11 protein-coding genes are annotated in these 11,637 nt (G+C 59.2%); 3 read left to right on the forward strand and 8 right to left on the reverse strand.

Annotated features, from left to right (window positions below):
• Nucleotides 1-182 precede the first annotated feature (182 nt).
• From K4G67_RS16685 to K4G67_RS16720, 8 genes are all read right to left on the reverse strand, one after another.
• Complete coding sequence (locus K4G67_RS16685; RefSeq protein ID WP_239807389.1) at nucleotides 183-1,469, reverse strand: cytochrome P450; 1,287 nt, start codon at nucleotides 1,467-1,469, stop codon at nucleotides 183-185.
• A gap of 119 nt (nucleotides 1,470-1,588) precedes the next feature.
• Nucleotides 1,589-2,224 carry a peroxiredoxin gene (locus tag K4G67_RS16690; protein WP_160662057.1) on the reverse strand — a complete coding sequence of 212 codons (636 nt, stop codon included), beginning with the start codon at nucleotides 2,222-2,224 and terminating at the stop codon, nucleotides 1,589-1,591.
• 194 nt (nucleotides 2,225-2,418) lie between these two features.
• Nucleotides 2,419-2,898 carry a signal peptidase II gene (lspA, locus tag K4G67_RS16695; protein WP_239807390.1) on the reverse strand — a complete coding sequence of 160 codons (480 nt, stop codon included), beginning with the start codon at nucleotides 2,896-2,898 and terminating at the stop codon, nucleotides 2,419-2,421.
• Entirely contained in the window at nucleotides 2,895-4,289 is a 1,395-nt protein-coding gene (locus K4G67_RS16700) for an aldehyde dehydrogenase family protein (protein ID WP_239807391.1), read from the reverse strand. The genes lspA and K4G67_RS16700 overlap by 4 nt, the downstream gene beginning before the upstream one ends.
• The gene (locus K4G67_RS16705; RefSeq protein ID WP_239807392.1) at nucleotides 4,286-5,926 is read right to left on the reverse strand and encodes an acetolactate synthase large subunit; all 1,641 of its coding nucleotides are present in this window, start codon (nucleotides 5,924-5,926) and stop codon (nucleotides 4,286-4,288) included. Before K4G67_RS16705 ends, K4G67_RS16700 begins: the two co-directional genes overlap by 4 nt.
• A 67-nt stretch (nucleotides 5,927-5,993) precedes the next feature.
• On the reverse strand, nucleotides 5,994-7,613 hold the full coding sequence (locus K4G67_RS16710) for a multicopper oxidase family protein (RefSeq protein ID WP_239807393.1): 1,620 nt from the start codon (nucleotides 7,611-7,613) through the stop codon (nucleotides 5,994-5,996).
• A gap of 26 nt (nucleotides 7,614-7,639) precedes the next feature.
• On the reverse strand, nucleotides 7,640-9,580 hold the full coding sequence (locus K4G67_RS16715; RefSeq protein WP_420830056.1) for an FTR1 family protein: 1,941 nt from the start codon (nucleotides 9,578-9,580) through the stop codon (nucleotides 7,640-7,642).
• Nucleotides 9,577-10,239, reverse strand: coding sequence for a cation efflux transmembrane domain-containing protein (locus K4G67_RS16720; protein WP_239807398.1), 663 nt, complete (start codon nucleotides 10,237-10,239; stop codon nucleotides 9,577-9,579). The genes K4G67_RS16715 and K4G67_RS16720 overlap by 4 nt, the downstream gene beginning before the upstream one ends.
• A gap of 85 nt (nucleotides 10,240-10,324) precedes the next feature.
• Here K4G67_RS16720 and K4G67_RS16725 point away from each other — a divergent pair, with 85 nt between their 5' ends.
• The 3 genes from K4G67_RS16725 to K4G67_RS16735 all read left to right on the forward strand — a co-directional run bounded on the left by K4G67_RS16725 (nucleotide 10,325) and on the right by K4G67_RS16735 (nucleotide 11,586).
• Complete coding sequence (locus tag K4G67_RS16725; protein WP_239807394.1) at nucleotides 10,325-10,771, forward strand: MerR family transcriptional regulator; 447 nt, start codon at nucleotides 10,325-10,327, stop codon at nucleotides 10,769-10,771.
• 192 nt (nucleotides 10,772-10,963) lie between these two features.
• A complete protein-coding gene (locus K4G67_RS16730) occupies nucleotides 10,964-11,311 on the forward strand; it encodes a hypothetical protein (protein WP_239807395.1) in 348 nt (115 codons plus the stop codon).
• Nucleotides 11,312-11,373: 62 nt separating this feature from the next.
• On the forward strand, nucleotides 11,374-11,586 hold the full coding sequence (locus K4G67_RS16735) for a hypothetical protein (protein ID WP_239807396.1): 213 nt from the start codon (nucleotides 11,374-11,376) through the stop codon (nucleotides 11,584-11,586).
• Nucleotides 11,587-11,637: the final 51 nt, after the last annotated feature.

An 11,637-nucleotide genomic window follows, 5' to 3' on the forward strand; every position in this document is an offset into this window, starting at 1 on the left:
GCCTAAACATCAATTCCCAGACGAGGCCCAAGCTCCGCTAATTTACGCAGCTAGGTGTGCCAAATGTTCTGACGACGGACACTCCCATGGAGCGTCGGTGCTTCTCAAAGAGCGATTTCGTCTTAGCTGCTGTGCAATCGGACGTTCCTTTCTGAGAGATCTCAACGCGTTCCCGACTCTCCTCAAGTCTCTTTCAAAGACCGCTCACTGCGCCGGATATCCGCGAGAATGATCTTGCTTACTGGCAGCGCCGGCATCCGGGAACGATCGATGCGCAGATTCTGCGCGGGAAGCCGATATTCCATTTCGCAAAGCAACATACGCAACGCGCGCTCCATGACTTCGAGTACGACTGTCTCGCCGGGACAGCGATGATTTTTGGAGACATCGCCGCCGCCCTGAGGGATTAATGCGAACGCGGAAAAGTCTTCCTTGCGAAAGCGATCCGGATTGACGATTTCCGGCTCGTTCCAGAGATGAGGATCAGTGTTGGTTGCGTGTAAGTCGAGCAGGAAACGTCGGCCGGCGGGAAAACGGACATTTCGCCAGCGAAAGTCCTTTCGGCTCCTGGCAGCGACCGCAGGGAAGAACGGATAGAACCGGCGCACTTCCTGCACGAAACGGCCTAACTCAGAGCGATCGGATGCATTGGTCGGAGCCACATCGGGAAATGAATGGAGAGCATGCGCCAGGAGAGTGATATAGACAGACGTAGCGACGGTTGGGCGCAGAACGTTCAGCAGTTCGACGGCAGCGATCCTGGGACTTAGCAGCGCACCATCCTCATCCCGGTGCGCAGCAATCACAGCCAGCGCCGATTCAGCGGGTGGGACCAGACGGCGGTCACGCGCATCCTTGATGACGCGAGCAAGCCACGCTTCGGAACGGCTGCGAGCGCGCCGGGCCCGAAAATGGCCCAAGCCGAGCGCGGCCGCGCGGTCGAAGAGTAGAACAAGGTCGCGAGTTCGCTTGATGCGCTCTTCAGCCGGTAGTGGCACACCGGCCCAGTCGCACACTGCTTCGGCCAATATGGGATGCAGCGCTTCGTAGAAGATTACCTGCGATTCCCGGGTCCATGCCGGGAGCTGGGCCAACCACATTTTCTCGAATTTCTCTCCCAGAGCCTCGACACGCTCTTGCGTCAGCAACGACACGAACATTTCCTTGCGCCGCAGATGCCGCTCGCCATCCAGACCCTGGACTCCGCCCTTGCCAGTCAAAGTCGCCCGAACCGGTTCCGGCATCGCGCCGTCGCGCGACATTCGCGCTTTATCGTAGAACATCTCGGCCGCAGCTTCGCCGCGCAGGCACACAGTCCGCCGGAGCAACAGGCGGGTTTCGAACATATTGCCACCGGTTCGCGAGCAGACCGTGCTTACGAAGTCATAGGGCCGCCTCAGGAAATGGAGTGTGCTGTCGAAGGGCCCTTGCGGTATGAGTTCTTCGCTCTGTTTTATGGAACGTTTCATAGACCAATACCGTCCTCTCGATTTGGCATATCGGTGCCGAGCCAGGCACGGCAAAACCAACCGGCGCGCTTTTGATTATGCTCCCGCCGATAAGTCTCGCATTGCCCCTTATGCTGCGATCAATCCTGCGGCTGCGGTGTGACGCGCAGATAAGGTTTTACCGTCTCCCAGCCTTTGGGGAATTTCTCACGCGCTTCTTCATCGCTGAGCGAGGGCACGATGATGACGTCCTCGCCATGCTGCCAGTTCACAGGCGTGGCCACGCTGTGGTCGGCTGTCAGTTGCAGCGAATCGATGACCCGCAGGATCTCTTCGAAATTTCGACCCGTGCTCGCGGGATAGGTCAGCGTAAGTTTCACCTTTTTATCGGATCCGATTACGAAGACCGAGCGTACTGTAAGAGTGTCGTCGGCCTGTGGATGGATCATTCCGTAGAGATCGGCGATTTCACGATCCGGGTCCGCGATCAGCGGAAAGTTGAGAGCATGACCCTGGGTTTCGGCTATGTCGCCTGCCCAGGAGCGGTGGTCTTCGAGTGGATCAACGCTGAGACCGATCACTTTAACGCCGCGTTTGTCGAATTCCGGTTTCAGGCGGGCAACCTCACCAAGTTCCGTCGTGCAAACAGGAGTGAAATCCGCAGGGTGCGAGAACAGCACCGCCCAGTCGTCACTCATCCATTCATGGAACTTGAGCGTGCCATCGGTTGTGTCGGCCTCGAAATCGGGTGCGGTGTCGCCAAGTTGAAGTGTCATTGAAAATCTCCTGTGGTGAGCGCTAACATAGCGTGTTCCATCAGCAGATGGGTGCTACAGTTACTGTAGGTGCAAGCGAGATCGCGACGGAGCGGCGTTCTGGCGCGACGGACGGCATCAGGAGCGCGCTGGTGTTTCGCTCGCCCGCGCTATGCGGAACCCTAGGCCCTTCCTTGCCTTACGCTATTTTTAACTCAGTTCATGTCGGGGCGGTTTTCAGGCTGCTCTTCGCCCACCAGGACCAAAAGCCCCAGTCCCGCTACGATCGCGAGGTCGGCCAGATTGAAAGATGGCCAATGAAAATTGTCCCAGTACAAATCGATAAAGTCCCTGACGGCGCCAAACATCAGCCTGTCCGCAACGTTGCCGAGCGCTCCGCCAATCGCGAGGCTCAAGCCGAGCGCATGGATGGGCGATCGGGTTCTCATCAGCCAAATCTCGAGTAGTCCCGAAAGCAAAACGCCGATCGCGATAAGGATAACCGGTGCTGCTTCACCAGCCAATCCGAATGCCACGCCGCTATTGGTGATGGCGGCTAGATTGAAGCCCGGGAACACTGCGATCACGTTACCCGAACCAACGAAAGAATGCGCCCAGGTTTTCGACAATTGGTCGAGGCCGAAGCTGACCAGAATCAAAACGGGCGCAAGCCGTTTCGCCGCGCTCAAAGTCATCGGACGCTGGAGGGTGCATTTACGACCACCATCTTTTCTTCGCTCATATCGGCCATCGTGTAACCGATACCGCCTGTTCCGAGACCCGACTGACGGCGTCCTGCGAACGGCATCCAGTCGACGCGAAATGCGGTATGATCGTTGACCATTACGGCTGACGCGGCCAGCGTTTCGACGCAGTAATCGGCCCAGGACATTCGGTCGGTAAACACAGCCGCCTGAAAGGCGTAGGGAAGCGCGTTCGCTTGGCCGATCGCAGCATCGACGTCGTCGTATCCGTAAATGCAGACCACAGGGCCGAACACTTCCTTCTGCGATACATCGGCATCGCACGGCGGATCGACAAGGACCGTGGGCTGGTAAAGGGTGGAACCCGTGCGCTTACCCCCTGCGGCGAGCCTGCCGCCGCCCTGAACGGCTGCATCGACCCAGGATTCAACGCGGTCGACTTCGGCAGGGCGAATGAGCGGACCGCATTGGGTTTCCGCATTGGTCGGATCGCCCACCGTCAGCGCTTCTGCTCCCTCAGCGAGCTCGGCAGCGAAGTCCGGCAGTTCGGCGCGCGGAACGAACACGCGCTGCACCGAGACGCAGACTTGTCCAGAATGATAAAAGCCGCCTTTCAGGAGAGGAGGAATTACCTTGCCGCTTGCGACGCCCTCATCGACGATGACCGGAGCCGCGCCACCGTGTTCCAGTGCCAGGCGGGTGCCCGGCGCCAGTTTGGAGCGGAGCATCCAGCCAACTCTGGCCGAACCGATGAAGGAGAAAAATGCCGTCCGCGAATCGATGACCATTTGTTCGGCGACATCGTTCGAACATGGCACAAAGCGGCACCAGCGTTCATCGAGTCCGGCTTCATAAAGGATTTCGACGAAGCTCTTGCAGGAAAGGGGCGTGTCCTTGGCCGGTTTCACCAGAACAGGGCATCCGCTTGCAACTGCCGGTCCCACCTGATGGGCGATCAGGTTCAGAGGATGATTGAAAGCGGAGATCGCCACGACCGGCCCAATCGGCTCACGGAAGGTATAGGCTTTGCGTCCTGCCCCCGCCTGCGTCAGGTCCATCGGGATTTCGCGCCCGCCGCTGGCGAACAATTCGTGTATGCACAATTCGACGCTCTGAATGGCGCGACTGGTTTCCACGCGCGCGTCGACGATGGGTTTACCGCCCTCGAGCGCAATCTGCATTGCCAGTGTCTCCGCGCGCTCGCGCATCAGCCCGATGGCGCGCTGCAGGATGGCGATGCGTTCATGCGCGGGGAGCCGCGCTTGTCGGTCTTCGTGCAGCGCGCGCGCCTCGTCGAGCCAACGATCGACTTGCGGCCAGTCGACCAGCTCAACGCTGCCAATGCATTCCTGGTCGTAGGGATTGAGGACCTGCCACGTCATTGGGGACACTCCATCGCCTTGAGTTCATCGATCAGAACCTTGCGGTTCTCGGAGTAATCCACCGGCAAGTCGACAAGGTGAACGCCGCCGCTTTCAAACCCTTCATTCAAGGTCGGTACCAGTGCTTCGCTGCTTTCGATCCGGTGGCCCGTCGCACCATAACTCTTCGCATAGGTAACGAAGTCGGGGTTGGCGAAGCTCAGACCGTAATCGGGAAAGCCAAGTTCTTCCTGCTTCCACCGGATCATACCGTAAGCGGAATCATTGAGGATGAGTACGACGAGGTTGAGGCCGAGCCTGACCGCGGTTTCCACCTCCTGCGAATTCATCATGAACCCGCCATCGCCGCATACGGCGAGCACGCGGCGCTCGGGCGACAGCATCGCTGCCATCATCGCCGAGGGGAGACCCGCTCCCATCGTCGCCAGCGCGTTGTCGAGCAGAATCGTGTTCGGCTCATGCGCGATATAGTTGCGGGCGAACCAGATCTTGTAGATGCCGTTGTCGAGTGCGACGATGTCGTCGCGGCCCATGACCGCCCGTACATCTGCAACGATGCGCTGGGGCACCATCGGAAAGCGGCCATCGTCGCTGCCTTGGCGGATGTGCGCCGCGATGTCCTCATGGACTTTGGCGTAGGCTGCCGGGTCACTAGGGTGTTTGCCGCGCAGCCGGTTTCCCAGTCGCTCGACAGATCCGGCAATATCGCCGATGACTTCCAGCTGCGGGAAATAGACCTGGTCGACCTCTGCGGCCTTGTAATTCACATGGATAACAGTGCGTCCGTCAGGCTCCATGAAAAAGGGCGGTTTCTCGACCACGTCATGGCCGATATTGACGATCAGGTCTGCGCGATCGATGGCGCAATGAACATAGTCATCCGATGATAGAGCCGCCGTTCCAAGATACAGAGGGCTTGCCTCATCAAGCACTCCCTTGCCCATTTGCGTATTGAAAAACGGAAATTGTGTATCGTCGACGAACTTTCGGAGCGCCTTACAAGCGCTACGTCGGTTGGCCCCGGCACCAACCAGTAGCAGCGGGCGATCGGCGGCCAGAATACGCTCGGCGGCTTCGTCTAGCGCGGCATCTCCGGCCACCGCATATTGTCGGGAGTGGGGCGCCACGACCGGTTCGGAGGTTTCCTCCTCGGCAATATCTTCAGGCAGCTCCAGCAGAACTGCTCCGGGCCGCTCTTCCTGGGCTCTCCTGAAACCCTCTCGTACGAGCGCGGGAATGCGCTCTCCATTTACGACCTGCTTCGCCATCTTGCACAAGGGGGTAAAAAGCGAGACGACATCGACGATCTGGAACTGCGCCTGCTTCGAGACCTTGATAGGTTTCTGGCCGGTTATCATGACCAGCGGGAAAGCGCCCAGAGCGGCATAAGCTGCGGGCGTCGTGAGGTTTGTCGCCCCTGGTCCCAGCGTGGCAAGGCATACACCGGCTCTACCGGTAAGACGTCCATAGGTTGCCGCCATGAACCCTGCCCCTTGCTCGTGCCGGGTAACGATCAGACGGATCGACGAGGTCCGCAGTGATTCCAGAAGATCGAGGTTTTCCTCGCCCGGAACCGCGAAGATATACTCGACGCCTTCGGCTTCCAACGCGGCGACAAGAAGATCGGATGCTTTCATGAAATGGTGCTCGCATTGGTGAGGGCCTGGAGGCCGTCGGTGGCAGGTCTTCTGCCCGGTTACTGATTCAGGCTGTGACGGTGAATTGCCCCATCATGCCGGCGTCTTCGTGCTCGAGGATGTGGCAGTGATACATGTAAGGCAAATCCGGGTCGGTATAGTCCTCGAACCGCAAAAGGAGCCGCACGGCTTCGCCCGGATAGACGACAACCGTGTCCTTTAGCCCCTGTTCCGTCGCATCAGGGGCCCTGCCGTTCCGGTCGAGGATACGGAACTGCACATCGTGGATGTGGAACGGATGCGCCATCATCGAGGCATTCTCGACCTGCCAGATTTCGGTGGTATTGACCCGTACTGTCTCGTCGACACGCTGCGTATCCATCGATTTGCCGTTGATGGTGAAACCACCTCCACGCATCATGCGCATTCCCATGCCCATATCGAGAACAAAACGGCGCGTGCGAACGAGATTGCCCGGATCGACCTGAGGCAAAGTAGCGAGCTGGCGAGGCATAGCGATCGCCCGCCTGCGGCTCGCGGCCGGCTGGATATCCAGCACGATAAAGCGACGCCTTTCATCCATCATGCCGCCCATCATCCCATCGCGACGCTCCTCTTCGCCCATCATACCGCCACGGCCGCCTCGGTCGCCCATCATCCAATTGTCCGTCGGCCGGTCGGAATCGCCCATGGATCCGGACCCTCTCATTCCCCGGCCCATATTTCCCATACCCATGATTTCGAGCCCGTCCGCAAGCAGCGAAACCGGCCTTCCATCGCTGACATCGACGATTACCTGCGCGCGTTCGCCGGGAGCGAGAACAACATTGTCGGTTGGCAGCGGCGCAGTGAGCAAACCGCCGTCGGTTCCGATCTGATGGAAGCTGCGGCCATCGTCGAACCCGAAACGGTAAAAGCGTGCGTTCGAGCCATTGACTAGTCGCAGCCTCAAACGATCGGACTTTGCCTCGAAGACGGGCTCGACGACGCCGTTGACCAGCATAGTGTCACCCATCATTCCCATCATGATATTATGCATGCGTGTGGAATAAACGAGGCTTCCATCGCGCTCGAAAGCGCGATCCTGTACGACCAGCGGTATATCATCGATGCCATAGTCGTTTGGAAGGTCGAGCGCCTCGCTCGCGCTGTCGCGGACGTAGATCATTCCGGCCAGACCCTGATAGACCTGTGGCCCCGAGCGGCGGTGCGCATGCGAATGATACCAGAACATCGCTGCGCGCTGTCGGACATCGAAACGCGCGGTCCAGCTCCCTCCTGGCTCGATCGGCTGATGCGGTCCGCCATCGGCTCGCGCCGGAAGATGAAAACCGTGCCAGTGGACGGTCGCCGTTTCGGACAGATCGCTCGTGACATTCATCCGCACCGTATCGCCGGCGTGCATCTCAAGTGTGGGGCCTAGATAGGGTTGGTTGATGCCGATGGTCGGCGTTTCGATCCCTTCAAAAAAATGTGAGACGCCGTGGCGCAGATTGAGATCGAAAACCCTCTCGCCGCCTTCTCGTTCCCCTGAATAAAGAGGAGGAACGAGAAGTTGCGAGCGCGCTGTTGCCGAAGCAAGCGTCGCTTTCTTGCCTATCAACAGGTCGCGCCCGGCATATGCGGCTATTCCCAATACACCTGCGCCAAGCACCGCACCGCCAAGAATGGAACGTCTGTCGATCATATCGCTTTCCAGCTCCCGGAACGTCGTCAGCCGGTTTCGGCTTGCGGCGTCCGGACTTGCAGGCCTTTCATTTTGTTGCGCCAATATCCCGAACCGATAATGGCGAGCGTGAGGATTTGCGCCGCTACCGGCTCAAGTGCTGGTGCGATGCCCAGTATCGGTATGCGAGGTAGATTCGGAAGCGGAGTGATGCCCAGCAGTCCGGCTTCCTGGAGGCCCGAAATGCCCTTTCCGGCCAGAACGACGGCAAGAATGCCAATCAGAACCGAACTATACGCGAAGAATGATCCAATCGGCAGCCGGCGACTGTAGCGCAGCATCGCCCACGCAATCAGCGCTAGCAAGACGATTGCGGCGGCAGCGCCAGCAAGAATCGCGTCGGTATGGCCCTGACTCCAGAGCGCTGCGAAGAACAGGATCGTCTCGAAGACCTCCCGGTAAACCACGAGGAAGGCCAGCCCGAACAGAAACCATGCGGACCTGCGCGAGAGGGCGTGCTGCATGGTTTTCCGGATATAGCGTTGCCATTCGCCGGCCTGCGATTTGCCGTGCATCCATATGCCGACCGACAGCAGGACGAGCGCGGCAAAAAGCGATCCGAACCCCTCCACCAGCTCGCGGCCCGCACCACTCACTCCGATCAGGTAAGTCGCTGCCACCCATGTCAGGGCTCCGGCACCAAGAGCGGAGAGCCATCCGCCATGGACGAAGGGCAGAACTTCCGTTCTCTTGGCCTTGCGCAGGAACGCGATCATCGCAATCACGATCAGCAAAGCCTCTAGCCCTTCGCGCAACAGGATCGCAAAAGCTCCCAAAAAAGCCGACGCTTCGCTGGCATTGGCCGGGGCGAGCACCGTCTCGGCCCGGTAGAAAAGAACGTCGAGCGCATTCACCTTCTCGGCGACGTCGGCCACCGGATCACCGCGGCTGATTGCCGCTCGAAGCTCGGCCATGCCGATTTCGACCGATGCGAGGAGATCGGCATCGCGCGTGCTTAAAACGGCCTCCAGCGGTTCGAAGCCATCGAGATAGGCCGAGAGTGCAAGTTCGCGCGCCTCGGTTTTATTACCCGCTTCGTAAGCGGCAAGACTTTGCTGCAATCGTTCGCGCGCGAGAGCGAGTGAGCCGGTCGTATCGCTCGCCACGGCTTCAGGATGAGCCCTCAAATAGGCCATGACGGCATCGGCCCGCTCGGTGCCGAGCGCCTCGCCGAGGGCTGCCGGTGTGAGACCGGATAGAGCAGCGAGATCGGGAATGCGTGCCCGGATCGCCGGTTCGTCATTCCAGATACGCCTTCCCCGCTCTACCTCCGGAAATGCAATCGACCCAGAATAATAAGCAAGGCTCCAACGATCTTCCGCCGGGAGATCGGAAAAGCCCGGCATGGCGGTTCCCTCGAGACCTTGTCCAATGACCTGATAGAGCGCGAAAGCGCTCCTCTCGCGGGCTCGGGCGACGTCGTCAAAAGCGATTGGCGGGGGATCGAGTCCCTCTGCGGCGGGGCCGGCGCCGTCTCCGCTTACCCCATGACAGCTTGCGCAGCTCTGGACGTACAGCGCGGCGCCTCGCGCAAGGTCGGGTACCGCGTCCGGGGCCAGCGGAACGGGAAAGGCCGCGATCAGCTCGCTTGCCAACCTGCGCGCGTCTCGTGCGACGACAGCAGGCTCCACTTTCGCCGAGATTGCCTCGGCAAGCGCCTCTGCATCCGCAACCAGCTGTGCACGTTGCGCATTTGCGGGTAGGGCCGCCATGCGTTCGACTATCGAAGCAGAAAATTCCTGCATTTCGGCATACTCCAGCTCGTTCGTGACTTCACCGCCGCTAACGGCTTCGGTGTAATCCACGGCGATGTAATCGAGCAGGCGCCAGGTCGTCTGAACCGCGTCATGCGTGCCTGCAGAAGCGGGCATTGCGACTGCGATCGACAAGAAAGCGATCAATTGGACCGCAAAAGCACGTAGCGTCATTTGGAGGCGGCCTTTCCGAGAGCCGGAGCATGTTGCGCGCGAAGTTCTTCGGTCGCGCGTTTTACAATGAGGTAAGCCGAATGCAGGAAGATCAGGGCGATCACCGCTGCGACCATCAGATCGGGCCAAGCTTGCCCGGTCCAGGCGACCAGGGCAGCAGCGATGATCACTCCGACATTGGCGATCGCGTCATTGCGGCTGAACAGCCAGATCGCGGATACATGTGCGTCGCCTTCGCGAAACCGCATCAGCACAAGTGCCGCCGCGATGTTGACTATCAAGGCTGCGACGGCGATCCCGCCCATCAAGCCGGCTTCCGGCGCGACCGCGTTAAGCGATCGCCAGACCGCCAGACCGATCACTCCGAGGCCTAGTACGCCCAGAAACAGGCCCTGTGCCAGCGCGACCCGGGCGCGCGTGCGGGCAGTCCACGCAAGAGCAAGGATGCCGATGAGCGTGATCGATCCATCGCCGATGAAGTCGAGAGCGTCGGCCTTGAGCGCTTGGCTGTCCGCCAGAAACCCGCCGAAGGCCTCGAAAACGCCAAAGCCCAGATTGAGCAATACGACGATCCAAAGGGCGCGGCGATAGGCCGGGTCTGTATCTGCTCTTTGCGTATCGCCTGTGCAACCGCAATCCGATGTTTCGTTTTCTAACATAAGCCAGTAGGTAACACCTCCAGTGGCTGTAGAGGCAAGCTGAAATTGCGACACATTCGCGATATGGCGCACAAGGAGTAGATTCATGCTTATCGGAGGTTTGGCAAAGGCAACCGGAACGAAGGTGAATACGATAAGGTTTTACGAGGACATCGGACTGATGCCCAAAGCCGCACGCACGGCAGCGGGCCAGCGAACCTATACGGAGCGGGATGTAGAACGACTGGCGTTCATCCGGCAGGCGCGCAAACTTGGCTTTTCCATCGAGGAAGCGCGCTCCCTCTTGGAACTAAAGAACACGCCAAATGGAAGCTGCGACAAGGCGGGCGATATTGCGAAACAACACCTTCTGAGTGTGGTAGATCGCCTTACCCGTCTGGAAGCTCTTCGCGCAGAGCTGGAAAATGTAGTGGTGTCTTGTACCGGCGGCGACGTGTCGGACTGCAAGATTATCGAGACGCTTTCCCAATCCCGAGCAAAATCTGTGTCCGCAAAGCCAAAAAGGCGAAGCCATGCGTTTTCGTCTCTCTGAGCGGCGCTGCGGTGCAATTAGAAACTATGGAGAGCTGACGGATCACCTCGTGATGAAGGCGTTCCAATAATCTATTCGCCACATTGAGAGACGACTGAAGCCCCGTAGGCGCGAAAAATCGCTTGCCCCTACAGTCGCTGGAGGGGTTATTTGGCAATCCGGATCCGGTTTAGGTTCGCTAGAGGCACCAGGATGTTTGAGCTGCATGGATTGATTTCCTTCAGAATTGTCGCCGCTGTTTTGGCGGTGGCGGCGCTAATGGTGTCGCCGGTGGCGGAAGCCGCTCAATGCGGCGATGAAATGTCTTCGGCAATCTATGCGAACCAAACGATTGATGCGGTTACCAGTGACGGATCTGAGCGAGATAGTCCGCAGCCCCAGGTCTGCGCGCATGGACATTGCCACCACCTGTTCGCAGCGTTGGTATCCAATAGTCATAGTCAAACGTTCGGCGAAACCGTCATCGTTACTACCTCCTTTCCAGACGTGAAAATCACTGGCGAGGCGCACGGCCTGCCCCAACGCCCTCCTCGAAGCTGACGGGTTGAATCGCGCTGTGCAACGCGGCGCACACCGGATCGTCAGCAGAGGAACTATACAGAATGTCAGCCATAAGTTGGCGGGATGCCTTGACTGCAGGGCTATCCCTCGTCGCCATTGCCACGCCCGTGGCAGCGCAGGAACAGGAGCTTCTGACGCTCGAGGATGCATTGAGCCGGACAGGCGTGGTCGGCGAAACTGCAGACCCCGAATTAAACCCGCGCATCGTCGGTCCGCGGGCGGATGTCCGTCGTCAGAACATTTGGCACACCTAGCTGCGTAAATTAGCGGAGCTTGGGCCTCGTCTGGGAATTGATGTTTAGGCG

It is taken from the genome of Croceicoccus hydrothermalis (genome assembly GCF_022378335.1).
Lineage (GTDB): Bacteria > Pseudomonadota > Alphaproteobacteria > Sphingomonadales > Sphingomonadaceae > Croceicoccus > Croceicoccus hydrothermalis.

Coding starts and splice junctions, on each gene's coding strand:
- K4G67_RS16685 (WP_239807389.1), bottom strand. CDS start 1,469: ATGAAACGTTCCATAAAACAGAGCGAAGAACTCATACCGCAAGGGCCC.
- K4G67_RS16690 (WP_160662057.1), bottom strand. CDS start 2,224: ATGACACTTCAACTTGGCGACACCGCACCCGATTTCGAGGCCGACACA.
- lspA (WP_239807390.1), bottom strand. CDS start 2,898: ATGACTTTGAGCGCGGCGAAACGGCTTGCGCCCGTTTTGATTCTGGTC.
- K4G67_RS16700 (WP_239807391.1), bottom strand. CDS start 4,289: ATGACGTGGCAGGTCCTCAATCCCTACGACCAGGAATGCATTGGCAGC.
- K4G67_RS16705 (WP_239807392.1), bottom strand. CDS start 5,926: ATGAAAGCATCCGATCTTCTTGTCGCCGCGTTGGAAGCCGAAGGCGTC.
- K4G67_RS16710 (WP_239807393.1), bottom strand. CDS start 7,613: ATGATCGACAGACGTTCCATTCTTGGCGGTGCGGTGCTTGGCGCAGGT.
- K4G67_RS16715 (WP_420830056.1), bottom strand. CDS start 9,580: ATGACGCTACGTGCTTTTGCGGTCCAATTGATCGCTTTCTTGTCGATC.
- K4G67_RS16720 (WP_239807398.1), bottom strand. CDS start 10,239: ATGTTAGAAAACGAAACATCGGATTGCGGTTGCACAGGCGATACGCAA.
- K4G67_RS16725 (WP_239807394.1), top strand. CDS start 10,325: ATGCTTATCGGAGGTTTGGCAAAGGCAACCGGAACGAAGGTGAATACG.
- K4G67_RS16730 (WP_239807395.1), top strand. CDS start 10,964: ATGTTTGAGCTGCATGGATTGATTTCCTTCAGAATTGTCGCCGCTGTT.
- K4G67_RS16735 (WP_239807396.1), top strand. CDS start 11,374: ATGTCAGCCATAAGTTGGCGGGATGCCTTGACTGCAGGGCTATCCCTC.